At 65.6% G+C, this 26124-nt stretch carries 20 protein-coding genes; 10 read left to right on the forward strand and 10 right to left on the reverse strand.

The window, feature by feature from the left end; genetic code table 11:
- The first annotated feature begins 6 nt into the window (after window positions 1-6).
- On the forward strand, window positions 7-909 hold the full coding sequence (locus ACP156_RS08910; RefSeq protein ID WP_425051889.1) for a 5-dehydro-4-deoxyglucarate dehydratase: 903 nt from the start codon (window positions 7-9) through the stop codon (window positions 907-909).
- Window positions 910-1002: 93 nt separating this feature from the next.
- Here ACP156_RS08910 and ACP156_RS08915 read toward each other — a convergent pair whose 3' ends face one another.
- On the reverse strand, window positions 1003-3189 hold the full coding sequence (locus tag ACP156_RS08915; protein ID WP_425050962.1) for an ATP-binding protein: 2187 nt from the start codon (window positions 3187-3189) through the stop codon (window positions 1003-1005).
- A gap of 160 nt (window positions 3190-3349) precedes the next feature.
- Between ACP156_RS08915 and ACP156_RS08920 the strand changes: the two genes are divergently transcribed.
- Both ACP156_RS08920 and pbpC read left to right on the forward strand, forming a co-directional pair.
- Complete coding sequence (locus tag ACP156_RS08920) at window positions 3350-8785, forward strand: alpha-2-macroglobulin family protein (RefSeq protein WP_425050963.1); 5436 nt, start codon at window positions 3350-3352, stop codon at window positions 8783-8785.
- The gene (gene pbpC, locus ACP156_RS08925; RefSeq protein WP_425050964.1) at window positions 8782-10824 is read left to right on the forward strand and encodes a penicillin-binding protein 1C; all 2043 of its coding nucleotides are present in this window, start codon (window positions 8782-8784) and stop codon (window positions 10822-10824) included. Before ACP156_RS08920 ends, pbpC begins: the two co-directional genes overlap by 4 nt.
- Before the next feature lie 11 nt (window positions 10825-10835).
- On the opposite strand, the gene ACP156_RS08930 is transcribed toward pbpC, so the two are convergent.
- The 4 genes from ACP156_RS08930 to ACP156_RS08945 form a co-directional block, all read right to left on the reverse strand.
- Window positions 10836-11132, reverse strand: a complete 297-nt coding sequence (locus ACP156_RS08930) for a CcdB family protein (RefSeq protein ID WP_425050965.1) — start codon at window positions 11130-11132, stop codon at window positions 10836-10838.
- Between the two features lie 9 nt (window positions 11133-11141).
- On the reverse strand, window positions 11142-11387 hold the full coding sequence (locus ACP156_RS08935) for a hypothetical protein (RefSeq protein WP_425050966.1): 246 nt from the start codon (window positions 11385-11387) through the stop codon (window positions 11142-11144).
- Window positions 11388-11483: 96 nt separating this feature from the next.
- Entirely contained in the window at window positions 11484-12659 is a 1176-nt protein-coding gene (locus ACP156_RS08940) for an acetyl-CoA C-acyltransferase family protein (protein ID WP_425050967.1), read from the reverse strand.
- A gap of 40 nt (window positions 12660-12699) precedes the next feature.
- Complete coding sequence (locus ACP156_RS08945) at window positions 12700-13143, reverse strand: MarR family winged helix-turn-helix transcriptional regulator (protein ID WP_425050968.1); 444 nt, start codon at window positions 13141-13143, stop codon at window positions 12700-12702.
- 144 nt (window positions 13144-13287) lie between these two features.
- On the opposite strand from ACP156_RS08945, the gene hmgA reads away from it, so the two are divergent.
- From hmgA to ACP156_RS08980, 7 genes are all read left to right on the forward strand, one after another.
- Window positions 13288-14649, forward strand: coding sequence for a homogentisate 1,2-dioxygenase (gene hmgA / locus ACP156_RS08950; RefSeq protein WP_425050969.1), 1362 nt, complete (start codon window positions 13288-13290; stop codon window positions 14647-14649).
- Window positions 14650-14783: 134 nt separating this feature from the next.
- Complete coding sequence (fahA, locus tag ACP156_RS08955) at window positions 14784-16052, forward strand: fumarylacetoacetase (protein ID WP_425050970.1); 1269 nt, start codon at window positions 14784-14786, stop codon at window positions 16050-16052.
- A gap of 101 nt (window positions 16053-16153) precedes the next feature.
- On the forward strand, window positions 16154-17104 hold the full coding sequence (locus ACP156_RS08960; protein ID WP_425050971.1) for an MBL fold metallo-hydrolase: 951 nt from the start codon (window positions 16154-16156) through the stop codon (window positions 17102-17104).
- Between the two features lie 6 nt (window positions 17105-17110).
- Window positions 17111-17626 (forward strand): DinB family protein, encoded by a 516-nt coding sequence (locus ACP156_RS08965; protein WP_425050972.1) that lies wholly within the window; start codon window positions 17111-17113, stop codon window positions 17624-17626.
- A gap of 7 nt (window positions 17627-17633) precedes the next feature.
- Window positions 17634-17786, forward strand: coding sequence for a hypothetical protein (locus ACP156_RS08970; protein WP_425050973.1), 153 nt, complete (start codon window positions 17634-17636; stop codon window positions 17784-17786).
- Window positions 17776-19326: an FAD-dependent oxidoreductase gene (locus ACP156_RS08975; RefSeq protein ID WP_425050974.1), complete on the forward strand. Its 1551-nt coding sequence runs from the start codon at window positions 17776-17778 to the stop codon at window positions 19324-19326. The genes ACP156_RS08970 and ACP156_RS08975 overlap by 11 nt, the downstream gene beginning before the upstream one ends.
- Window positions 19323-19511, forward strand: coding sequence for a DUF2783 domain-containing protein (locus ACP156_RS08980; RefSeq protein WP_425050975.1), 189 nt, complete (start codon window positions 19323-19325; stop codon window positions 19509-19511). Before ACP156_RS08975 ends, ACP156_RS08980 begins: the two co-directional genes overlap by 4 nt.
- A gap of 76 nt (window positions 19512-19587) precedes the next feature.
- Here the strand turns inward: ACP156_RS08980 and ACP156_RS08985 are convergent, their stop codons facing one another.
- The 5 genes from ACP156_RS08985 to pip all read right to left on the reverse strand — a co-directional run bounded on the left by ACP156_RS08985 (window position 19588) and on the right by pip (window position 26123).
- Entirely contained in the window at window positions 19588-21132 is a 1545-nt protein-coding gene (locus tag ACP156_RS08985; RefSeq protein ID WP_425050976.1) for an ABC transporter substrate-binding protein, read from the reverse strand.
- A 72-nt stretch (window positions 21133-21204) separates the two neighbouring features.
- Window positions 21205-22860, reverse strand: coding sequence for an ABC transporter ATP-binding protein (locus tag ACP156_RS08990; protein ID WP_425050977.1), 1656 nt, complete (start codon window positions 22858-22860; stop codon window positions 21205-21207).
- Complete coding sequence (locus ACP156_RS08995) at window positions 22857-24041, reverse strand: ABC transporter permease (RefSeq protein ID WP_425050978.1); 1185 nt, start codon at window positions 24039-24041, stop codon at window positions 22857-22859. The genes ACP156_RS08990 and ACP156_RS08995 overlap by 4 nt, the downstream gene beginning before the upstream one ends.
- On the reverse strand, window positions 24038-25042 hold the full coding sequence (locus ACP156_RS09000) for an ABC transporter permease (RefSeq protein ID WP_425050979.1): 1005 nt from the start codon (window positions 25040-25042) through the stop codon (window positions 24038-24040). Before ACP156_RS09000 ends, ACP156_RS08995 begins: the two co-directional genes overlap by 4 nt.
- An 85-nt stretch (window positions 25043-25127) precedes the next feature.
- Complete coding sequence (pip, locus tag ACP156_RS09005; protein WP_425050980.1) at window positions 25128-26123, reverse strand: prolyl aminopeptidase; 996 nt, start codon at window positions 26121-26123, stop codon at window positions 25128-25130.
- Window position 26124 lies beyond the last annotated feature (1 nt).

Raw genomic sequence — 26124 nt, forward strand, 5'->3', positions numbered from 1 at the left:
CCCATGATATCGCCCACCGAGCTGAAGGACATCATCCGCTCTGGTCTACTGTCCTTCCCCGTCACGCCTTTCGATGAGAACGATGAATTCAACCCGTCCGCCTTCCGCGCGCACCTCGAATGGCTGTCGGCGCACCCGGTGGCGGGCCTGATCGTGGCGGGCGGCACGGGCGAGATGTTCTCGCTGACGCCGTCCGAGATCGTCGACGTGGTAAAAACCGCGAAAGAGGCGCAGCCGAACGCGCCGATCCTTGCCGGGTGCGGCTATGGCACCAAGCTGGCCTGCGAACTGGCCCAGTCGATCGAAGCCGCGGGCGGCGACGGCATCCTGCTGCTGCCGCATTACCTGATCGGCGCGCCGCAGGACGGGATCGAGGCGCATATCCGCGCCGTCTGCAACGCGACCAACATGGGCGTCATCGTCTACAACCGCGGCTCGTCCGTGTGTTCCGCCGCGACCCTGAAGCGGCTGGCCGACGACTGCCCGAACCTCGTGGGCTTCAAGGACGGCACCGGCGACATCGACACCGTCAAGCGGATCACCGTCGGTCTTGGCGACCGCCTGTCCTACATCGGCGGCATGCCGACGCACGAACTGTTCGCGCAGGCCTTCCGCGGCGCGGGCGTCCACACCTATTCCTCGGCGGTTTTCAACTTCGTGCCCGAGACCGCGCTGAAGTTCCACGCCGCGTTTCAGGCCAACGATGACGCGACATGCGAGCAGATGCTGCGCGACTTCTACTATCCCTTCGCCAAGATCCGTGACCGCAAGACCGGTTATGCCGTCTCGGCGATCAAGGCGGGCGTCAAGCTGCGCGGCTTCGACACCGGCCCGGTGCGGACTCCGCTGACGTCTCTGACCGACGAAGAGATGGAGATAATGAAGGGCCTGATGGACGGCTATTCCTGATCCAAGCCCGACCAGCGCCGGACTGAACGAAACGTACGCCCCGCAGATGTCTGCGGGGCGTTTTTCGTGCCGCGGCTCTGCGCCAAACGGACCCTAAACAGCCGATTTCAACGCTTCGCCCAAGGGCGACAGACACGCGTCGGGGCAGAATTCTTCCAGATAGCCAAGCACCGTGTCCTTCTTCAGCGGCTTGGTCATGTATCGATCCAGCCCGCAGGCAAGGATCTTTTCCTCGTCCCCGGCCATCGCATGCGCGGTCATCGCGATGACGGGCACCGGCGCCGCGCCGCTGCCGTCTTCATGCGCGCGGATCATTTGCGTTGCCTGCCTGCCGTCGACCTCGGGCATCGAGATATCCATGAACACGATATCCGGCCGTTCGGCGATGAAAGCGTCGACCGCCTGCCGCCCGTTCTCGACGAACCGCAGGTCTATGTCGGCGGATTGCACCAGCTTCGAGAACACCAGCCGGTTGGTCCGATTGTCCTCGGCCGCCAGAACCCGCATCCTCCGGCGTTCCTGTGGGCCGAAGGCGCTGGTTGTCTGCCGGGCGGGGCGCGGGGCGCCGCGTGTCGCCAAGGCCCGCACCACGTCCAGCCGCCTTAGCGGTTTCGGAAGCGTGCCGTCGAATTCGGTCCCGACGCCGGGGCCGGACTGCGTGGCGCCTGCCGACAACAGGTAGATCGGCCCGGTAAAGCCGTCGCGACGCAGATCGCCCGCCAGCCCCCGCGCGCCCGGCGGTGGGACATCCTCGTCCAACAGCACCACGTCCCCGTCGCCCGGACCGGCGGCGGCAAGGTCATGCGCGGCGTCGCAAACCACCACGCGGACCCGCTGCGCCGCAAGCTGCCGCCGCAGGATGTCGCGCGCGTCAGCATCCGGGTCCAGAAACAGCACGCGGTCCAGCCAGCCCGGCGGCTCCGGCACCTTGGCGTCAGCATCCTCTGCAAGCTCCAGCTGAAGGTAGCACCCGAAACTCGACCCCTCGCCCACGACGGAATCGACCCAGATCTGGCCGCCCATCATCTCGACAAGCCGCTTTGTGATCGCAAGGCCAAGCCCCGTCCCCTCGAACCGGCGGTTTCGGTCGTCGTCCACCTGGTTGAACTCGCCGAATATGTGCTCTGCCAGATCCTCTGAAATGCCGATCCCGGTATCCTCGACCGTGACATGCACCCGCTGCGCGCCGCCGGTTCCGTCCGGCAGGCAAGAGACGCGGATCATGACATGCCCGGTCTCGGTGAACTTGACGGCGTTGCCGACAAGGTTGGTCAGGATCTGCCGAACCCGGCCCGGATCGCCCATGAACCGGGTCGGCATGAAAGTGTCGTAGTCGACCAGCAGCGACAGTTTCTTGGTCCCGACCGAGGGCCGCAAAAGCGTCACCACCTCGTACACGGCGACCTCCAGATCGAAGGGCTCGGGGTGCAGCGTCAGGCGCTCTGCCTCGATCTTGGAATAGTCGAGAACGTCGTTGATCAGCACCAGCAACGCTTCGCCCGACGATCGAATAGTCTCGACATAGAGACGCTGTTCTTCGTCCAAAGGCGAATCCGCCAGCAGTTGCGCCATACCGACGACGCCGTTCATCGGTGTCCGGATCTCGTGGCTCATGTTGGCAAGGAAAGCGGACTTGGCGCGGTTCGCCGCTTCGGCCTTGTGACGGGCCTGCTTCAGCTTCGCTTCGTTCCGGATGGTCGAGGTGATGTTCAGCGCCAGCGAGACGGTATCGCCCCCTTCGGTCCGCCGGTCGACCAGCCGCACGAAAACGTTGTTCCAGAACCTGACGACGCGCGGCGGGATCGTGGGCGACTGCCAGCGCCACATCATGTCTTCGACCCAATCCTCGCGGCTGGCGTCGTCTGTGTCCACCAGCCCCTCTTCCGCGGCGACCCGCAGCAGGTCCGGATAGGCGATCCCCGGCGCCACGCAGTCCAGCCCGTCGAACGGCGTGAGGAAGGCCGAGTTCGCCGCGACCATGACGCCGCTGCCATCGAACACCGCGAATCCGTCCTGTATCGTCTCGACCGATTCCCAAAGCCGACGCTCCGCGATCATCATCGCGCCGCGCGCGGTTTCCAGTTCGGTCCGCACCGCGTCAGTTTCCTGCCGAAGAACCTTAGTTTCCTCGCGTTTCTCGACGACCTCTTCCGACAGCGTACGCGCATGCGCCGACAGCTTGCGGTTCGCTTCGTGCAATTCGTCCTGCTTCAGTTTCAGCAGGCGTTCCGCCGCAAGACGGGCCCGCCTTTCGCGGACAAGGTCGTCTGAATTCGCCATCAGCCTGGCCTCCGGTCCGCTTTGTGCCGCCGTTCGATCTGCCCTGATGATGACCAATTCTTGATGAAAAGGTTGTTAACGCCCCAGCGAATCCGTTGCCTCCGCCGGTGCGCGCATGCGACGGTCCGGACAAGAGATTTTAGAAGGTGAGGAGCATGTTATGCGTTTCGGTCCGTTTCTGGCCATGGTCCCCCTGTTGCTTGCGACCATCGCTCATGCTGACAGCCCCATCCCGGAACGCCGGCTAAGCCTGATCCGCGACACCGACATTCCCGGCGGTGACATCCAGACGATATTCGACACCACGCTAAACGCCTGCGAGGCGGCATGTCTGGCCGAAGCCGACTGCATGGCCTTCACCTACAACGGCAAATCGCGCGCCTGTTTCCCCAAGTCCGAGATCGGCGAGCTGTCCATCTACGAAGGCGCCTTCTCGGGCCGCGTCCTTGTCACGCCGCCCGCGACGCTGGCGCTTGGCGAGACCCGCGCGACCGAGCTGGATTTCCTGAACGACGGCGACCTGGCCAACGCGCGTGAAATGGCGCTGGACCTGACGAACACCCACGTGCCGAATGACTGGACCATCGACGACCTGCTGCAATCCGCCGCCGAGGCGCGCGAGAACGGCAACATCGTCTCGGCCTACCGCTTCACCGGCGCCGCAACGGTCCTAAGCGACGCGCCCGACCACTGGACCGAGTACGCCCGCCTGGCGCTGGCGATCCAGACGGACAAATCCGGCGAGCGGCGCACCTACCGCAACCGCGCGATGTCCGCCGCGATCAACGCCTACCTGCGCGCCGACACGCCGCCGGTGCGGCACAACGCGCTGCTTGTGCTGGCCGAGGCGCTGGAGGCCACCGGACGGGGCCGCGACATGATCCCGGCGCTGCGGCTGGCGCAGGATGTGACGCCCCGCACCGACACCGCCGACTTGCTGGAGGACGCCATCGGCAAATACGGCTTCCGAGTCGTCGAGCATGACGTGGAAAGCGACAGCGCACGCCCCCGCGTCTGCGCCGAGTTCTCCGAGGATCTCGTGCAGGCCGGTGTCGATTACTCGATCTTCGTGCAGCTTCCGTCGTCCGGAATGACCGTCGAACCCGACCAGCGCCGCCTGTGCATCGAGGGTGTCGAGCATGGCGAACGCTATCAGGTCACTTTCCGCGAGGGCCTGCCCGCCGCGACGGGAGAGGAGCTGGCGAAGAACGTCACCTTGAACCTTTACGTCCGCGACCGGTCCCCCGCCGTCCGCTTCCCGGGCCGCGCCTATATCCTGCCCGCGACCGGAGAGGTGAACATCCCGGTCGAGACGGTGAACCTGACCGACCTCGAACTGACCCTGCGCCGGGTCAGCGAACGCTCGATCCTGCGCGCGATACAGGAAGGCTGGTTCGGCCGCCCGCTGTCGCCGTGGTCCGACGAACAGTTTGCGGACACCGTCGCCTCGACCGTCTGGACCGGCACCGGCGAGGTTGGGACCGAGCTGAATACCGCCGTCACCACCCGCCTGCCGCTGACCGAGGTGGTCGGCGATCTAGAGCCGGGCATCTATGCCCTCAAGGCCGCCATCCCCGGCGCCGATCCCTATGACGATCCGGCGGCGACCCAGTGGTTCGTGGTCTCTGACCTTGGACTTGCCACCATGCAGGGCGTCGACGGGCTGCACGTCTTCACCCGTTCTTTCGGCACGGCGGAGGCCTCGGAAGGCGTCGAACTGACCCTTCTGTCCCGTGCCAACGCCGAGTTGGGCACCGTCACCACCGACGCGCAGGGCTATGCGATGTTCGCGCCCGGCCTGATGAACGGCACCGGCGGCGCGACCCCCGCGATGGTGCTGGCCCGCGCCGGTGACGACCTGACCTTCCTGTCGCTGACCGACCCCGAGTTCGACCTCAGCGACCGCGGCGTCGAGGGGCGCGAGCCCGCCGGCGCCGTCGATGCCTTCCTGACCACCGACCGGGGCGCCTATCGCGCGGGCGAGACGATCAACGCGACCGTCCTGACCCGCGATGCAGAGGCCGAGGCGATCGAGGGGCTGCCGCTGGTCGCCGTCCTGATGCGGCCCGACGGCGTGGAATACGCGCGCGCGCTGTCCGTCGACCCGGTCGCCGGTGGCCACGTCTTCAGCTTCACCACCTCTGGCGAAGCGCCGCGTGGCGCGTGGCGGCTGGACATCCACAGCGACCCCGACCTGCCCGCCATCGCCTCGACCCGCGTACTGGTCGAGGATTTTCTGCCTGAACGCATCGACTTTGACCTGTCGCTGCCCGAGGCGCCGCTGGTGCCGGGGGACTACGCGCCGCTGTCGGTGCAGGCCGACTATCTGTTCGGTGCGCCCGCTGGCGATCTTGCGGTCGAAGGCGACCTGATGCTGCGGTCGACCCGCACGCTCGACGCCTTCCCCGGATATGAATTCGGGCGCTACGACACCGAAGTCCCGACCGAGGCTTGGTACTTCCCGTCCGACATCCGCACCGACCCCTCTGGCGCGGCGACCATCAGTCTTGAACTGCCGGAACTCGCCCCCAACTTCCGCCCGATGCAGGCCGACGTGACGGTTCGGATCGCCGAGGGTTCGGGCCGCCCGGTGGAACGCACCCTGTCGCATTCAGTGGTGCCAACTGGCGCCGTCATCGGCATCAAACCCGGCTTCGACGGCACCCTGTCCGAGAATTCCGAAGCGACGTTCACCGTCATCGCGCTGGACGAGTCGCAAGCCCGCACCGCGATGGACGTGCACTGGACCGTCAGCAAGGTCGAAACCCGCTATCAGTGGTACAGTTACGATGGCTATTGGGACTGGGAACCGGTCACGCGCCGCACCATCGTCGCCGAGGGCGACACGTCGCTTGGCGATGTCCCCGCCACCATCGCAGCGCCGGTCGAATGGGGCCGCTACGAGATCAAGGTAGAGGCCACCGGCGCCGACTATGTCGCTGCTTCGTCCGAGTTCTATGCGGGCTGGTACGGCGGTGCCGACGCCTCGGCCACGCCCGACCTGCTGGAACTGTCGCTGGACGCCGAAAGCTATACCCCCGGCGACACCGCCACCCTGCGCGTCGTGCCGCGCGCGCCGGGCAAGGGTCTGATCACCGTGGTCTCGAACAAACTGATCGACATGCAGGCCGTCGAGTTGGTCGAGGGCGAGAACACCTTCGACCTTCCCGTGACCGATGAATGGGGCGCGGGCGCTTATGTCACCGTGTCGGCGATCCGTCCGATGGACGTGGACGCGGGCCGCAATCCCGCCCGCGCGCTGGGCGTCGCCCATGCCGCCGTCGACCCCGGCCCGCACAAGCTAGACGTCGCGTTCGACATGGCCACCGAAGCCGATCCGCGCGGCACGATGGACGTCGCCGTCAAGGTCGACGGCGTGGCCGAGGGCGAAGACGCCTACGTCACCATCGCCGCCGTCGACGTGGGTATCCTGAACATCACCGGCTTCGATGCACCGGACGCGAGTGGTCACTATTTTGGGCAAAGAAAGCTGGGAATGGGCCTGCGCGACGTCTACGGCCGCCTGATCGACGGCATGGCGGGCAGCATGGGCAACGTCCGTTCGGGCGGCGACTTCAACGCCGCCGCCGGCAGCACCGCGCCGCCCCCGACCGAAGAACTGGTCGCCTTCTTCACCGGCCCGCTGAAGGTCGATGCCGACGGCTATGCCCGCACCGAATTCGAGCTTCCGTCCTTCAACGGCACCGTCAAGCTGATGGCCGTTGCGTGGTCGCCGACCGGCGTGGGCGAGGCGCAACAGGATGTGCTGGTTCGCGATCCCGTGGTCGTCACCGCCAGCCTGCCTCGGTTCATGGCCCCCGGCGACACCTCTCGGCTTCTGCTCGAAATCGTCCACGCCAGCGGCCCCGCCGGTCGCGTCGGGCTGGATGTCGCGGCGGACGGCCTGCGCCTGAACCGCGCCGTCCCCTCGGGCTTCGAGATCGAGGAAGAGGGCAAGGTGGTGATGGAATTCCCGGTGACTGCCGACGCGCCCGGCATCCACACCGTTGACGTCACGCTGTCCACACCGGGCGGGAAGGTCCTGACCAAGACACTGACCCTGCCCGTACAGGTCAACGACCCCGAGATCACCCAGACCAGCCGTTTCGAACTGGCCGCCGGCGATACCTTCACGCTGGACAAGGACGTGTTCACCGGCTTCCGCGCCGGCACCGCCTCGGCCACGCTCGCCGCCGGGCCGATTGCACGGATGGACGCGCCGGGCCTGCTGGCCGCGCTTGACCGCTATCCGTATGGCTGTACCGAGCAGACCACCAGCCGTGCGCTGCCGCTTCTGTACATGAACGCCGTGGCGCAGGCGATGGGACTGGACGAACGTCACGCTCTGGACGAGCGCATCACGCAGGCCATCGACCGGGTCCTGACCCGGCAGGCCCCGAACGGCGCCTTCGGCCTGTGGCGTGCAGAGTCGGGTGACTTCTGGCTGGACGCCTATGTCACCGACTTCCTGTCGCGCGCCAGGTCCGCCGGTCACGATGTGCCCGAGATCGCCTTCCGCAACGCCCTCGACAACCTGCGCAACCGCGTGAACTACGCCCCCGACTTCGACGACGGAGGCGAGGATGTGGCCTATGCGCTGTACGTGCTGGCCCGCGAAGGCGCGGCGTCCATCGGTGACCTGCGCTATTACGCCGACGTGAAATCCAGCGCCTTCGGCTCGCCGCTGGCCGTCGCACAGGTCGGTGCCGCGCTGGCCGCCTATGGCGATCCGACCCGCGCCGACCGCATGTTCGGGCTGGCCGCGAAGATGATCGCGGGCGAAAGCCCCGAACAACACGTCTGGCGCGCCGACTATGGCACTAATCTTCGGGATAGAGCCGCAGTTCTGACACTTGCCGTCGAATCCGGAAGCCGCGCGGTGGATGCCGAAACCATGCTGAACAGCATCGCCCCCGTCGCCACCGACCGTCACCTGTCGACACAGGAACAGGTCTGGTCGCTGCTGGCGACGCACGCGGTTCTCGACACCAACGCGCTGGGAACGCTGACGCTGAACGGCACGGCGCTTGAGGGTCCGCTGGTGCGGGTGGTCGAAGACGACACCGCCTTCACCTCGCTGGCCGTGAAGAACGAGGGCGCGAACGAGACCACGATCACGCTGACCACCTTCGGCGTCCCCGAGGTTCCTGCCGCTGCCTCTGGCAAAGGCTACTCGATCTCGCGACGCTACTTCGACATGGATGGCTCTCCCGTCGATCCCTCCGAGGTCGAACAGGGCACCCGGCTGGTCGCGGTGCTGACCGTCACCCCGCATGCCGAGGCCGAAGCTCGGCTGATCGTCGACGATCCCTTGCCCGCCGGGTTCGAGATCGACAACCCCAACCTGATGCGCGGCGGTGACGTGCAGGCGCTGAACTGGCTAGACCTCGAGGAAGACGTGCGCACCGCCGAATTCCGGCAGGACCGGTTCGTCGCCGCCATCGACTGGTTCACCGACGAACCCTTCCGCCTTGGCTATATCGTCCGCGCGGTGTCGCCGGGCGACTACCACCACCCCGCCGCCTCGGTCGAGGATATGTACCGCCCCGAGTACCGTGCGCACAGCGACGCGGGCCGCGTGACCGTCACGCAATGACACGGGCGGCGCCCTTCGTTCTGGCGCTGGCGCTGTTCCTGACGGCGCTTGGCCGGGACGCCTTCGACCAATGGGTTGACGCGACGGTGTTGCCGCCGCTGGTGGTCGAAACCTCGGTCGAGATGTTGGACCGCCACGGCACCCTGCTGCGCGCCTATACCGTGGCCGACGGGCGCTGGCGGCTGGACGTGTCGCTGGACGGCGTCGACGCGCGATACCTCGATATGCTGATCGCCTACGAAGACAAGCGGTTCTACCGCCATCACGGCGTCGATCCGGCGGCGATGCTGCGCGCGGTCGGGCAGGCCCTGCGGAACGGGCGCATCATTTCGGGCGGATCGACCCTGACAATGCAGGTCGCACGGCTGCTGGAAAACGGACCGACCGGTGAATGGCACGGAAAGCTGCGGCAGTTGCGTCTTGCGCTGGCGCTGGAACGGCACCTGACCAAGCAGCAGATCCTTGCGCTGTACGTCAACCGAGCGCCGTTCGGCGGCAACCTCGAAGGCGTCCGTGCCGCCACCTTCGCCTATTTCGGCAAGGAACCCCGGCGCCTGACTCCGGCCGAGGCCGCCTTGATGGTCGCGCTGCCCCAATCCCCCGAGCGGCGCCGCCCCGACCGCTATCACGGCGCCGCCCACGACGCCCGTGACCGGGTGCTGGCGCGCATGGTCGGTGACGGCGTTCTGACCGACGACACCCGCCGCGCCGCGATGACGGAACCCGTGCCGGACCGCCGCATCGACTTTCCACGGCTTGCCGCCCACCTGACCGACCGTCTTCGGTCCGAAGATCCGTCGACGCAGATCCACCGCCTGACGCTTGACGCCGCGCTTCAGGCGCGGCTGGAAACGCTTGCTGAACGCGCCGCCCACGACGCGGGCCGCCGCCAATCCATTGCCATCATGGTTGCCGACCACACCACCGGAGAGCTCCTCGCCTCGGTCGGCTCTGCCGGATACGCCGATGATGACCGCGAGGGCTTCGTCGACATGACCCGCGCCATGCGCTCGCCCGGGTCCACGCTGAAGCCGCTGATCTACGGGCTGGCCTTCGACCGGGGGCTGGCGCATCCCGAAACGCTGATCGAGGACCGGCCCACCGCGTTCGCCGGCTACAAGCCGCAGAACTTCGACGGCGCCTTTCGCGGTACGATCCGCATCCGCGACGCGCTGGCGATGTCGCTGAATATCCCGGTGGTGAAGCTGCTTGATGCGCTTGGCCCCGCCCGCCTGCTGGTCCACCTGCGCCGCGCGGGAACCCAGACCGAGTTTCCCGGCACCAACCCCGGCCTTGCCGTCGCACTGGGCGGGATCGGCGTCAGCCTCGACGGGCTGATCCGTCTTTACGCCAGCCTCGCGCACGACGGCGAAGCGGTTCCGATCCACGTCCGGCAGGATGCCCCGATCCCGGATCAGCCGCGCAAGGTGTTGTCACCCGAAAGCGCATGGATGGTCGCCGACATCCTGTCCGACATTCCGCCGCCCCCCGGCGCAGCCCGCAATGGGCTCGCCTACAAGACCGGCACCAGTTACGGCCACCGAGACGCCTGGGCGCTGGGGTTCGACGGGACCCATGTTGCCGGCGTGTGGATGGGCCGCCCGGATGGCACCCCCGTCCCCGGCGCCTTCGGCGGCGAGGTGGCGGCCCCCATTCTCTTCGAGGCTTTCGCGCTGCTGAAACCCCGGCTCGACCGCCTTCCCGCTCCGCCGCCGTCGACGCTTATCGTCGGCCACGCCGGTCTGCCCGAGCCGCTGAAACACTTCCGCACGCGCGACGCCGCGTTCGGCGACGATCCGGACGCACCGACCGTCGCCTTCCCCCCGGACGGAGCCAGAATAGAGACTGCGGACCACCTTCTGACGGTCAAGGTCCGCGACGGCATCCCGCCCTTCACATGGCTTGCCGACGGCCGACCGATCCTGACCCAAAGCCACGACCGCGACACGGTCATCGAACTCCCCGGCCCCGGGTTCTTCACCCTGTCGGTCATCGATGCGGAAGGTCGCGCGGCAAGGACGACGGTTCAGTTGGATTGAGCCAATCCGCGCTAAAACCCCGAGACAAGAAGGTCGACCGCTGCGACGATCTCATCCCGCCAAGCAGACGCGTCGCCGACAGCCGGGCCGATTTGCTTCGCCGGAATCGCGACCAGCTGCGACATGAGCAGAACATGCGCTTCACCCTGCAGTTGGATTGGGATGTGCAGCTTGGGAACCAAAGCGCCCCAGTCGGACCGGCGAACGACCGGAGCGCACAGGACATAGGCTGTCTCCACGCCCAGATCGGTCTGCACCCGGCACACGATCTCGTTTCCATCCCGCAGCCGATGCAGCGCGCCCTGCATTTCAGGTGCCTAGAACCGCCGGAACCGCGCCAGGCTGGGACCGTCGCGTTCCAGCCGCGACGCTTCTTCGGATAACCCCTGCTGCGCCGACGCGATCCACGCTTCCCGCTCGCGTTCAGCCTGCGCACGCGCGATGCCCTCGTCAATCCAGGCGCGGACGACATCCGCGATTGATCCGCCGGTGGCTTTCGCTTCCCGCTCCAACGCGGCCTTTCGATCCGCACCAATGTCGCGGATGTTCAGCGGAGATGGCATTGTGATGTTCCCGAGCTGGATGTGACGTACACTGTGCTACACATAGTGCAACACAGTGCATGCGTAAATGTCAGCCGACTTCCATGTGCCCGACGATCAAACCCGCTCCAACGCCAGCGCGATGCCTTGGCCGCCGCCGATGCACATGGTGACCAGAGCGCGCTTGCCGCCGATCCGTTCCAGTTCGTACAGCGCCTTGACGGTGATGATCGCGCCGGTCGCGCCGACCGGGTGGCCCAGCGCGATGGCGCCGCCGTTGGGGTTTACCTTCGCTGGGTCGAGGCCCAGTTCCTTCGACACGGCCAACGCCTGCGCCGCGAAGGCCTCATTCGACTCGATCACGTCGAAGTCAGAGGCCGACAATCCGGTCTTTTCCAGCAGAGCGCGCACCGCCGGGACCGGGCCGATGCCCATGACCTCGGGCCGGACGCCCGCGTGGGCATAGCCGGTGATCCGCGCCCGCGCCGTCAGTCCCGCCGCCTCTGCCGCGTCGGCGCGCGCCAGAACCAGCGCCGCCGCGCCGTCGTTGATGCCGGATGCATTGCCCGCCGTAACCGTGCCGTCCTTCTGGAACGCGGCCCGCAGACCGGCCAGTTTCTCGGCGCTGGTTGCCTTGGGGTGCTCGTCAGTGTCGAACGGCACCATGTCGCGCTTTATCTTCACTTCGACCGGCACGATCTGGTCTCTGAACCGCCCTTCAGAGATCGCTTTCGCGGCACGCTCCTGGCTTTCCAGCGCGAAGGCGTCCTGCTGCTCGCGGGTGATCTGGTGCTCTGCCGCGACGTTCTCGGCGGTCACGCCCATGTGCCCGGTGCCGAAGGGACAGTTCAGCGCCCCGAGCATCATGTCCTGCGCGCCGAAGTCACCCATCTTCTGACCCCAGCGCACCTGCGGCACGATATAGGGCGAGCGGCTCATGCTTTCGGCACCTCCGGCCAGCCCGAACTTTGCATCGCCCAGCGCCAAGGACTGCACGACCGACACGATGGCCTGCGCGCCAGAGCCGCACAGGCGGTTCACGTTCATCGCAGGGGTCGTGTCGGGAATGCCTGCCTCGATGGCTGCGGCGCGGGACAGGTACATGTCGCGCGGCTCGGTGTTGATGACGTGGCCATAGGCGACGTGACCGATCTGGCCCGGCTCGACCCCGGCGCGGGCCATGGCCTCGCGGGCGACCGTCGCGCCCAGCTGGATCGGCGGCGTCCCGGCGAGCGATCCGCCGAAGGTGCCGATGGCGGTCCGCGCGCCGCCCAGAATTACGATATCGTCCATAGTCTCCTCCCCCGGCCCTTGGATCCGTCGTCTGGGCCTGTCAGTCGTCCCGCGTTTCACCGGGATCGTGCAACAAGGCGCGCATTCCGGCAAGAAACGCCGCTGCGTCATCACCCAGTTGCGCCATCGCCCGCTGCTGAAAGGCGTCCGCGATCGGCGCCATCTCGTCCATCAACGCGCGACCCTTGTCGGTCAGCGCCAGCGACACAAGCCGCCGGTCCTGCGCGTTGGCGGTCTTCGTGACATAGCCTGCCGCCTCCAGCCGCGCCGCCGCCCGACTGACCTTGGACTTCTCCAGTTCGGCCCGCAGATGAATGTCGCGGACCGACACCTCGTTCGCCTGACTCAGATGCGCGATGACCCGCCATTCCGCACGGCTGATTCCAAACCGGCTGCGATAGTGCTGCGCGAAGTCGCGGCTGACCCGCTCGGACAGCACGGCAAGCTGGTACGGCAGGAAATCACCAAGGTCGAAATCGTTCATTTACAAGCTCCTCCGCACGCCCGGACCGCCGTCCGGCAAGGCGTCACCGTATCTTGTCTTGACATCGTTGCAATTGCAACGATAGATCTGCAGCCAAGCCACGGGCGCCGCCTTTTGCCGCCCGCCAAGCTTTCGGAGGAGCACATGAACAAGCAAGCGACCCCCCGCGAGATGCAGCGCGCCGCCACCACGGTCGGCACGCACGAGGGCTACATGCCCGGTTTCGGCAACGACTTCGAAACCGAAGCGCTGCCCGGCGCCCTGCCGCAAGGCATGAACAGCCCGCAGAAATGCGAATACGGCCTGTACGGCGAGCAGCTGTCCGGCACCGCCTTCACCGCGCCGAGCCACCAGAACGAGCGCACGTGGTGCTATCGCATCCGCCCGTCGGTGAAGCATTCGCACCGGTACGAAAAGATCGACGTCCCCTACTGGAAGTCCGCGCCGCACGTGCTTGAAGACGTCATCTCGCTGGGCCAGTACCGCTGGGACCCGGTCGAAATGACCGACGCGCCGCTGACCTGGATCACCGGCATGCGCACGATGACCACCGCCGGCGACGTGAACACGCAGGTCGGCATGGCGTCGCACATCTACCTTGTGACCGAGTCGATGGTGGATGAGTATTTCTTTTCTGCCGACAGCGAACTGCTGATCGTGCCGCAGGACGGCAGGCTGCGGTTCTATACGGAACTGGGGATCATCGACCTAGAACCGAAGGAAATCGCCATCATCCCGCGCGGCCTGCTGTACCGCGTCGAGCTGATCGACGGCCCTGCCCGCGGCTTCGTGTGCGAGAATTACGGCCAGAAGTTCGACCTGCCCGGCCGTGGCCCGATCGGTGCGAACTGCATGGCGAACCGCCGCGACTTCAAGACGCCGGTCGCCGCCTACGAAGACCGCGAAGAACCTTCGACCGTGACGGTGAAATGGTGCGGCCAGTTCCACGTGACCAAGATCGGCCACTCGCCGCTGGACGTGGTGGCGTGGCACGGCAACTACGCCCCGGTGAAGTACGACCTGCGCACCTACTGCCCGGTCGGTTCGATCCTGTTCGACCACCCGGACCCGTCGATCTTTACCGTGCTGACCGCGCCGTCGGGCGTCGAGGGCACCGCGAACATCGACTTCGTCCTGTTCCGCGAGCGCTGGATGGTGGCCGAGAACACCTTCCGCCCGCCGTGGTATCACAAGAACATCATGTCCGAGCTGATGGGCAACATCTATGGCCAGTACGACGCCAAGCCGCAGGGCTTCATCCCCGGCGGTATGAGCCTGCACAACATGATGCTGCCGCACGGTCCCGACCGGAACGCTTTCGAGGGCGCGTCGAACGCCGATCTGCAGGCCGAGAAGCTGGACAACACCATGTCCTTCATGTTCGAGACCCGCTTCCCGCAGCACCTGACCGCCTTCGCCGGCAATGAGGCGCCGCTTCAGGACGACTACATCGACTGCTGGACCTCTCTCGAGAAGAAGTTCGACGGGACGCCGGGCAAGAAATAGGCCTGTTCAGAGACTGAAATGACCTACCTGATCGTTCTTGGGGTTCTGGTCGCCATCGCCTTGATCGTCGTTCATGGCGCGCGGCAGGCGGCGGACCCTTGGGATGAACTGGACGACGAAGACTGAGGATCTGCATGCTCAAGACATCATGGGTCGCTTCGGCCAATACCGCCGAAACCGACTTTCCCCTGAACAACCTGCCCTACGGCGTCTTCTCTGTCGGCGACGCCGAACTGCGCTGCGGCGTGGCGATCGGCGACCGCATCATCGACGCGACGGGGCTGGAGGCTGCGGGCATCCTGCGCGCCGACGAGCATGCCGACGTGCTGGACGCGCCGTACTGGAACGACTTCATGGCGCTAGGCCCGCAGGTCTGGGCCGCGTACCGCGCGAAGCTGCAGGACATGCTGGCCGAGGATGCGCCGGAAGAGGTGCAGGACCAACTGACCACCTATTCGGTCCAGATGTCCGAGGCGACGCTGCACCTGCCGTTCAAGGTGGCCGAATACACCGACTTCTACGCGGGCAAGCACCATGCCACCAACGTCGGCACCATGTTCCGCGGCGCCGAGAATGCGCTGCCGCCGAACTGGCTGTCGATCCCCATCGGCTATAACGGCCGCGCGTCTTCGGTCGTGGTCAGCGGCACCGACGTGCGGCGGCCCTGGGGCCAGCTAAAGGGCCCGGACATGGACCTGCCGGTCTTCGCGCCGTGCAAGCGGTTCGACATCGAGCTGGAGATGGGCGCAATCGTCGGCATGCCCTCGGACGGGCCGGTGACGGTTCAGGAAGCCGACGACATGATCTTCGGCTACGTCCTGCTGAATGACTGGTCCGCGCGCGACATTCAGGCGTGGGAATACCAACCGCTTGGGCCGTTCCAGGCCAAGGCGACGGCCACTTCGATCTCTCCGTGGATTGTCACGAAAGCGGCGCTGGAACCTTTCCGCTGCTCGACGCCGCACCGGGAACGCGTGCTGCTGCCCTATCTCGAAGAACCGGGGCCGATGCTGTACGACATCCCGCTTTCTGTCTCTATTCAGCCGGAAAGTGCCGATCAGCGCGAGGTTCTGGCCAACACCAACTATCGCGAAATGTACTATTCCGCCGCACAGCAACTCGCGCATCACACCACGGCGGGCTCGCCGATGAACGTGGGCGATCTGCTTGGCTCCGGCACGATTTCCGGCCCCTCGAAGGACGAGCGCGGGTCGCTGCTGGAAATGAGCTGGGGCGGGAAAGAACCGCTGACGCTGGCCAACGGTTCGACCCGCAGCTTCATCGAGGACGGCGACACGCTGGTCCTGTCTGGCGCGGCGCAGGGCGACGGGTATCGCGTCGGCTTCGGGGATTGCACCGGCACGGTCATCCCGGCGCTGGACGATCCGTACAAAAGGGGCTGATGCGGCTGCCAAGGGCCAACAGATAAGGCGTGCGGCTGCACGTCACGGAACACACTCAGGTTAGAGGCGCTCCGGCGTCCGTGAATACGAAAGGAAATCGCATGGCCAAGGCCTTTGCATCGCAGGGCGACATGGCGGAGAAGACCGTCAGCTTCACCGAGATCGGGGACGGGCTGTACGCCTTCACCGCCGAGGGCGACCCGAACTCGGGCGTCATCATCGGCGACGACTCGGTGATGATCGTCGAGGCGCAGGCCACCCCGCGCCTTGCCAACAAGGTGATCGAGTGCGTGCGCTCGGTGACCGACAAGCCGATCACCCATCTCGTGCTGACCCACTATCACGCCGTGCGCGTGCTGGGCGCCTCGGCCTTCGGCGCGCCGCAGGTCATCATGTCCGAAAAAGCCCGCTCGATGGTCGTCGAGCGTGGCCAAGAAGACTGGGACAGCGAGTTCGCGCGCTTTCCGCGTCTGTTCCAGGGGCACGAAGACATCCCCGGCCTGACGTGGCCGACGACCACCTTCAACGGCCGCATGAGCGTCTACCTCGGCAACCGCCGCGTCGACATCATGCAGCTTGGCCGCGCCCACACCGCCGGCGACGCGGTGATCTACGTGCCGGACCAGAACGTGATGTTCACCGGCGACATCGTGGAATACAAATCCGCCTGCTACTGCGGCGACGGCCACTTCCATGACTGGCCCGGCACCATCGAGAACATCCGCGCATGGGATGTGGACGCCATCGCACCCGGCCGCGGCGATGCCCTTGTCGGCAAGAAGATGGTCAACGCGGCGCTGGACTCCACCACCGACTTCGTCAAGTCGACCTACGCTCCGGTGGCCAAGGTCGCGCTGCGCGGCGGGTCGCTGAAGGAAGCGTGGGACGCGGTGCGCGCCGAGTGCGATCCGAAGTTCAAGGACTACGCGATCTACGAGCACTGCCTGCCGTTCAACGTCGCCCGCGCCTATGACGAGGCCCGTGACATCGACACGCCCCGCATCTGGACCGCCGAGCGCGACGCCGAGATGTGGGAAATGCTGCAGGGTTAGAGACGGATGGAACCCTACCGCACCATGGCGCTTAACAACGCTTGGGCCAATGCGACGCTTTACGCCGCGCTGGCCGCGCTGCCCGAGGGCGCGTTCACGGCGCCGCGGCCGGGGTTCTTTCCCTCGATCTCGAAAACCCTGAATCACATCTACGAGGTGGACCTGTACTACATCGACGCGCTGGAGGAGGGCGGGCTGGGCCGTTCGGTCTATGACCGGGAAGACATCACCAACCCGCACGAACTTGGCGCGTTGCAGGCGGACGCCGATCTGCGGCTGACGCAATACTGCGCCGCGCTGGCGCCCGAGGATCTGGATCGCCGGGTGCGGACAGAGCGCGGGCACAACCCGGACGTGACCGAGAAAGTCGGCGCGCTGCTGCTGCACCTGTTCCAGCATCAGGTCCACCATCGCGGACAGGCGCACGTTCAGTTGCAGGACGCCGGTATCGCGCCGCCGCAGCTGGATGACTTCCATCTGGAAGACGGCCGCGTGCCTTCGGCGCGGGCCTATTTCGAATGAGGGGCCGATGCCTTTGCTGCGGATACGACAGCCGGAACTCGGCCACCCCGTTCCGCAGCTTCTACGGTTCCTGCGGCTTGTCGCCGTGTTCTACGCCGCCGGCCACGTGGTGCCCGGCATGCTGATCTGGCTGATCGGGAGGACAGCCCATGCCCTATGATTACCGACCCTTCGAATACACCGCCCCGGCGGGCCTGACCGCCCCCGAACCGCGCCACAAGGTCGTCATCGTCGGCGCCGGACCCATCGGCGTCGCCATGGCGCTGGAACTGGCCAACCATGGCATTCCGTCCGTGGTGCTGGACGACAACAACGTCGTCTCGGTCGGCAGCCGCGCGATCTGCTGGTCCAAGCGCAGCCTCGAGATCCTCGACCGTCTCGGCGTTGGGGATAAGTCCGTGGAGAAGGGGGTGACCTGGAAGGTCGGACGCACCTTCCACCGCGACACCGAGGTGTTCAACTTCGACCTGCTGCCCGAGGCGGGTCATAAAATGCCCGCCTTCGTGAACCTTCAGCAATATTATGTCGAAGAGTACCTCGTCGAGGCCGCGCTGGCCAACGAGATGATCGATCTTCGGTTCAAGAACAAGGTGGTGACGGTCCATCAGGACGCCGACGAAGCCCGTGTGGATATCGAGACGCCGGACGGCATCTATTCGCTGACCTGCGACTATCTGATCGCCTGCGACGGCGCCCGGTCTCCGGTTCGGCACATGATGGGTCTCGACTTCGACGGCGAGCTTTTTGAAGAGCGGTTCCTGATCGCCGACATCGAGATGACGGCGGACACACCTTCGGAACGCTGGTTCTGGTTCGAGCCGACCTTCCACCCCGGCCAGTCCGCCTTGCTGCACAAGCAGCCCGACAACATCTATCGCATCGACCTTCAGCTTGGCTGGGACACCGACCCCGAAGAGGAAAAGCAGCCCGAGAAAGTGATCCCCCGGATCGAGAAGGTCGTGGGCCATTCCGATTTCCGGCTGGACTGGGTCAGCGTCTACACCTTCCAGTGCCGGCGACTGAAGAACTTCGTTCACGACCGGGTGCTGTTCGTGGGCGACAGCGCGCATGTCGTGTCGCCTTTCGGTGCGCGTGGCGGCAATGGCGGGCTTCAGGACGTCGACAACCTTGGCTGGAAACTGGCCGCGGTGCTGGAGGGGCGCGCGGATCGCGATCTGCTGGCGACCTACGATACCGAGCGCACCTACGGCTCGGACGAGAACATCATGAACTCGACCCGCTCCACCCGCTTCATGACCCCCGCCGACGGGGCCGAACGGCTGTTCCGCGATCAGGTTCTGGCGCTTGCGTCCAAAGCGCCCTTCGCGCGGTCGTGGGTGAACTCGGGCCGCCTGTCGGTGCCCTGCGTCTATCCCGCGAACGGCCCTGATGCGCCATCGCTACCCAAGGGCACCAGGCCCGGCGCAGTGGCCGCGGATGCGCCCTTGGACAACGGCTGGCTGCTAGGCGCGTTGGGCGGCAAGGTCACCGTCCTGGCGCTTGGCTGCGATGCGCCACAGGTCGATGGCGCCGAGGTGCTGTCGGTCCCGCTGACCGACACGATCCGCGCCCGCTATCTTGGCGAGGCGTCGCAAGCGGTTTACCTGATCCGCCCCGATCAGGTCGTCGCGGCGCGCTGGCTATCGCCCGATGCAAACGCGATTTTGCGTGAAATAGAGACGATGTGGAAGGGGAAATGATGGCTTTGATCGACACGCCGAACCTTGCGGATCATGATGCCTTCTACGAAGAGCTTCTGGCCGCGCACAAGGGACTGACCGAGGCGGAAAGCCACGCGCTGAACGCGCAACTGGTACTGATCCTCGCCAACCATATCGGCGACCGGAAGGTCCTGACCGAGGCGCTTGCGCTGGCGAAGCGGTAAGCCTTTCCCCCGAGACCAAGGAAAAGGGCCCGGCGCATCTGCACCGGGCCCCGTTCATTTCAGGCTGTGGCTTTTATCAGGCCATCCACCAGCGTTCCGCGACGCGGCCGTTGTCGACCTTGTAGACGTTGCCGATGGTGCCCGAGTTGGTGACCTTCGACGACTTGGCGCCCACGAAGTTCGCGAACATCGGGATCATCGCGCCGCCTTCGTCGTGCACGATCTGCTGCATCTCGTGATAGATGTCGCGGCGCTTGTCGCTGTCGAACTCGACACGGCCCTTCACCAGCAGCTCCATGAAGCGCTCGTTCTCGAAGTGGGTGTCGTTCCACGGCACGCCGGTCGCGTAGGCGGACGAGAACATCAGGTCCTCGGTCGCGCGGCCCGACCAGTAGCAGGCGCACCACGGCTTCTTCAGCCACACGTTCGACCAGTAACCGTCCGCCGGTTCCTGCACGAGGTTGATGGTGATGCCGACGGCCTTCGCCGACGCCTGCAGAAGCTGCGCCGCGTCGGTCGCGCCGGTGAAGGCGGCGTTCGAGACGCTCAGGTCCACCGACAGGCCCTCGGCCCCGGCTTCCTTGAGGTAGAACTTGGCCTTGTCCGGGTCGTAGGCGTGCTGCTCCATGTCGGCGAAATAGTACTGGTTCGCCGGACCGATCGGGCTGTCGTTGCCGACGCGGCCGTGGCCAAGCAGGATCTTGTCGACCATTTCCTGACGGTTGACCGCGTGCTTCAGCGCCATCCGGACGTTGTTGTCGTCGAACGGAGCCACGTCGGTCAGCATCGGGAAGGTGAACTGCTGGTTGCCGGTGACCTCGAAGATGTCGGTCATCGGATTGGCTGCCAGCAGCGACTCGGTCTTGAAGTCGATGTCGTTGATGACGTCGACCTGACCGGTCAGCAGCGCGTTCATCCGCGCGGTGATGTCGTTGACCGCGATGATTTCGACCGAGTCGAACCAGCCGGCGGTGCCGTCCTTGTAGTGGCTGTCCACACGGGTGCCGACGAAGCGGACGCCCGGATCGAAGCTTTCAACCTGGTACAGGCCGGTGCCGATGCCTTTCGAGATGGCCTCGTCGATCTGGCCCGCCGGGTAGATCAGCAGGTGATAGTCGGCCAGCAGGTACGGGAAGTCGGCGTTGCCGTCGGCGAGGATGAACTGCACCTGGTGATCGGTGACTTTCTTCATCTCGGCGATTGCCTCGACGATCGGCTTGGCGGCGGATTTGACGCCTTCGCCGACGTGCATCTGCAGCGACTCGATCACATCGTCTGCGCCGAAAGGCTTGCCGTTGTGGAAGGTCACGCCCTGACGCAGGTTGAACGTCCAGGTCTTCGCGTCCGACGAGGTTTCCCAGCTTTCGGCCAGCTCGCCTTCAAGCGAACCGTCGGCGGCGACCACCGTCAGGGAATCGAACACCGCGCCCTGCGCAGCGGAGATCATGAAGATGTCGGAATGGGTGCGGCTGTCCCAGCTGTCCGAGGTATTGGCGCCGTTCAGGCCCATCCGCAGCCGGCCACCGCGCGTGGCTTGCGCCCGCAGCGGCAGACCCGTGGCCGCCAGCACACCGGCAGCAGCACCGGTCCGCAGCAGTCCGCGTCTCGTGAAACGTGTCATTTTCGAACTCCCTCTCTGTCGTTAGTTGGCGCCGGCAAGCCGATGCATCGGCCCTTTTGTGGCGCGGGTTTGTTACATCTTGTCTACGGCGGCATCGCCGATGTTCTCGACACCGCGTTCCGCCAGCAGATTCGTCAGCCAGTCCGGGTCCATCTCGGGCACCGAACTTAGCAGAAGATCGGTGTAGGGATGGTGCGGCGGCCTGAACATGTCGTCCTTGGGTCCGTGTTCTACCACGTGGCCGTCCTTCATAACCACCACTTCGTCCGCGATCGCCTTCACGGTGGCGAGATCGTGGGTGATGAACATGTAACTCAGGCCCAGCTCGTCCTGCAGCCGCGCCAGCAGTTTCAGGATGCCTTCCGCCACAAGCTGATCCAGCGCCGAGGTGACTTCGTCGCAGATGATGAACTCGGGCTCGGCGGCCAGCGCGCGGGCGATGCCGACGCGCTGTTTCTGACCACCCGACAACTCTGACGGCAGGCGGTGGATGAACTGGTCGGGCTCAAGCTCGATCTCGTTCAACAGCTCGCGCACGCGCTCGCGCTTCTTGCGGCCGCGCAGACCCATGTAGAATTCGACCGGACGCCCGATGATCTCGCCGATGGACTTGCGCGGGTTCAGCGCGGTGTCGGCCATCTGGTAGATCATCTGCGCCTGCCGCAGCTGGTTGCGGTCGCGCTTGCGATAGTCCGCGGGCAGCGGCTGGCCCCGGTACTCGATCACGCCATCGGTCTGCGGCAGCAGCCCGGTGATCACGCGCGCGGTCGTGGACTTGCCAGAGCCGGATTCGCCCACCACGGCCACCGTGCGGCCCGCGTGAATGTCAAAGCTGACGTCGTGCAAAACCGGCATCTTGCCGTAGGCGGCGGTGATGTTCTGGACAGAGATCACCGGCGTCGCATCTACCGCGGGCGCGGGCTTGGCCGGGCGCTGGAAGCTGCGGACCGCCCAAAGGCTTTTGGTATAGTCCTCTTTCGGCGCGCTCAGCATTTCGCGCGTTTCGGCGGTCTCGACCTCGTCGCCCTTCAGCAGGACCTTGATGCGGTCCGCCATCTGCGCGACGACGGCAAGGTCATGGGTGATGTAGATCGCGGCGGTGTCGAACTGTTCGACGATGTCCCGGATCGCGGCCAGCACCTCGATCTGAGTGGTCACGTCAAGCGCGGTGGTCGGTTCGTCGAAGATGATCAGGTCGGGACGGCAGGACATCGCCATCGCCGTCATCGCCCGCTGCAACTGCCCCCCGGACACCTGGTGCGGATAGCGAAAGCCGATCTCGTCAGGGTTCGGCAGGCGCAGGCGGCGATACAGTTCGATCCCGTCGGCCACGGCCTCGGACTTCGAGGACACATGATGCTGCACCGGCGCTTCGGTGTGCTGGTCGATCAGCTTGTGCGCGGGGTTGAAGCTGGCGGCGGCGGACTGCGCGACATAGGCGATGCGCTTGCCCAGCAGCGCACGCTTCTTCGCGGCCGAGGCGGTCGTCAGCTCGATCCCGTCGAACTTGACCGAGCCCTTCGAAATGCGCACGCCGTCGCGGGTGTAGCCCATGCTGGCAAGCCCCAGCGTCGACTTGCCCGCGCCGGATTCACCGATCAGACCCAGAACCTCGCCCTTGTGCAGGGTCAGGTCGACGCCGTTGATGATCGGGTTCCACTCTTCGTCGGACCGGCCTTCGATCCACAGGTCGCGGATCTCGACAAGGGTTTGTCTTTCGTCCGTCATTCCTTCAGCCCCGACGATTTCTGCAGCATCCAGTCGACCACGAAGTTGACCGACACCGTCAGTAGCGCGATGGCCCCGGCGGCCATCAGCGGCAGCGCGGCGGTCAGCGGCGAGAAGGCGGCGAAGTTGATGAACTGCGCAAGGTCACGGACCATGGTGCCCCAGTCGGCCAGCGGCGGCTGGATGCCCACACCGAGGAACGACAGGGACGCGATGGTCAGGAAGACGAAGCAGAACCGCAGCCCGAACTCGGCCAGAAGCGGCGCGTAGGCGTTCGGAAGGATTTCGCGGAAGATCAGGTAACCCAACCCTTCGCCGCGCAGTTTCGCCGCCTCGATATAATCCATCACGACGATGTTGATCCCGACGGCGCGGGCCAGCCGGAACACGCGGGTGGAATCGATCACCGCGATGATCACGATCATGTAGACGGTCAGCAGCCAGCCCTGATTGCCGGCCCACGCGCTGGCGATGGTCATCAGAAGCAGCGCGAAGATCAGCGACGGGATCGCCATCAGCACGTCCACCGCCCGCGACACCAGCTGGTCCAGCCAGCCGCCCAGCGTCGCGGCAAGAAAGCCCAGCGAGCCGCCCAGCAGGAAGGCGAGACAGGTCGTGACAAAGGCAATGCCCACGGTGTTCTGCGCGCCGTAGATCAGGCGGGACAGCAGGTCGCGCCCGATATTGTCGGTGCCCAGCGGATGCATCGGGTCGGTGCCCGGCAGCGTGTTCGCGGCGGCGAAGACCTCTTCCTGACCGTAGGGTGCGATGACCTGCGCGAAGATTGACAGGATCGCGTAGATGATGATGACAAGGATGCCGAAACTGGCCGTAAGGGGCATCGACCGGAACAGCTTGCGCGTGCCACCCGTCCCGACCAGCCGGCCCGCCGCGCGGAACAGCCACGCCGCGATGCCCGCGACGATCAGGCCCTCGACCGCGAAGATGAAGAAGAAATAGGGCGCGGCCGCCGTCTCATCGAGGATGAAGCGCGCCTTGATGAAGGTGTAGACCACCCAGATCAGGATCGCCGCGCCCAGTACGAAGCCGAAAGCGACGCCATAGCTCATATCCCTGAAATAGGGACGGTTTCCGGTGGCGGCCTGACCGGCGAACCGGAACACCCACGACAGGGCCGCGATCACGACCAGCGCGGCGACAATCCACATCAGGCCGCTCATTTCGGATGCCTCAGGCGCGGGTTCGAGATGATCGACAACACGTCCGCCATCAGGTTCAGCAGGATATAGGCGCCCGCGAAGATCAGGCAGCAGGCCTGCACCACAGGGATGTCACGGATCTTCACGCTGTCCACGAACAGCTGGCCGATGCCCGGATAGACGAAGACCACCTCGACCACGACGACGCCGGTGATCAGGTACGCGAGGTTCAGGGCGATCACGTTGATGATCGGCGCCAGCGCGTTCGGCAGCGCATGTTTCACGATCACCCGCATCGGCGACAGGCCCTTCAGCCGCGCCATCTCGATATAGGGCGACGCCAGCAGGTTGATGATCGCCGCCCGCGTCATCCGCATCATCTGCGCGGTCACCATCAGCGTCAGCGTCAGCGCCGGAAGCAGCGTGCGCAACAGCCGTTCGCCGAACCCCATGTCAGAATAGATGTTCGACAGCGACGGCAGTACCGGGTTCAGCACCGCAAGGAACAGGATCAGCACGTAGGCAAGAAAGAACTCGGGGCTCGACACGGCGCTCAGCGCGCCGACGTTGGCGACCTTGTCGAAGACAGAGTTTCGGAACAGCGCCGCGAGGATGCCCAGCAGCAACGACAGCGGCACCGCGATGACCGCCGTGACGCCCGCAAGGAACATGGTGTTCTGGAACCGTGGCGCGATCTGCTGCAGCACCGTCACCGGACCCGATCCGCTTTCCGCGCTGGTGCCGACGAAGCTGGCGAAGTTGGCCTGCGCGAAGCTGATCCCGAGGTTCCCGGTCACCATGTCGCCCAGCCATGTGAAATAGCGGGTGATGGCAGGTTGATCGAGGCCAAGGTCTTTGCGGATCGCGGCGACGGCCTCGGGGGTGGCGGACTGTCCAAGGATCGCCTGAGCGAAGTCGCCGGGAAGCGAATTGACCGCGATGAAGATCACGATCGAGACCACCAGAAGCGTCAGCAGACCCAGAAACAGCCGTTGAATTACAATCTTCAGAACGGGGTGCAAAACGCCCGGATCCCTGTCTTTGTTTTTGTTGACTGGCAGGTTAACAAAAAGGTGCCTTATGTAAACCCTTGCGTTACCGCGAACATCAGGCCGCGGTTTCGCGGATCACCGGATCGCGGCGAAGCCGGTCCATGATCGACACCAGTTCGGCACTAATCCCCGGTTCAGAGAGTGCATGACCGGCGTGTCCGATCATCCGGATCTCGGACCCCGGCCACGCCTTGTGCAGCGCATAGGCCGAGTGCGGCGGACAGATCATGTCGTACCGCCCCTGAACGATATAGCCGGGCGTGCCTTCCAGCCGTCCCACGTTCTTCAGGATATGCCCGTCCAGTTCGAGGAAACCGGCGTTGGTGAAATAGTGGTTCTCCAGCCGCGCGAAGGCCCGTGCATAGTCGGCAGGGCTGTCGCCCCCCATGCCGGCGCTGTCGATCGAGGCCAGCGCGTTTTCCCACGCGGTCCACGTGCGGGCGAACCGTGTCTCTTCGGCGATGTCGCCGCTGAACAGCCGGCGATGGTAGGCGGCGATCAGGTCGTCGCGTTCCTCGACCGGGACAAGTCCCGAGAACCGGTCCCACAGCTCGGGGAAGAATTTGCCCGCGCCGCCGCCGTAGAACCAGCTTAGCTCGGACTGGGTCATCAGGAACACACCGCGCAGCACCAGCGCCGCCGCGCGTTCGGGATGCGTCTCGCCATAGATCAGCGACAGCGTCGCGCCCCACGATCCGCCGAACACGATCCAGCGTTCGATATCCAGCGCGGTGCGGATCGCCTCGATATCGCGGACAAGGTGCCACGTGGTGTTGTCCTCGACCGAAGCATGCGGCCGCGACCGGCCACAGCCACGCTGATCGAACAGGATCACACGGTACGTCTCGGGGTCGAAATAGCGCCGCATCGCGGGGCTGCACCCGCCGCCGGGGCCGCCGTGCAGGACGATCACCGGGATGCCGGACGGGTTGCCGCACTGTTCCACGTAGATCTTGTGCCCCTCTCCGACTTCCATCATGCGCTGATCGAAGGGATCGAGGGGCGGGTACAAATGTTGGTTACCCTTTCGCTGGGTCGCGACCTTGTCCATA

Source organism: Psychromarinibacter sp. S121, assembly GCF_049801035.1.
Lineage (GTDB): Bacteria > Pseudomonadota > Alphaproteobacteria > Rhodobacterales > Rhodobacteraceae > Psychromarinibacter.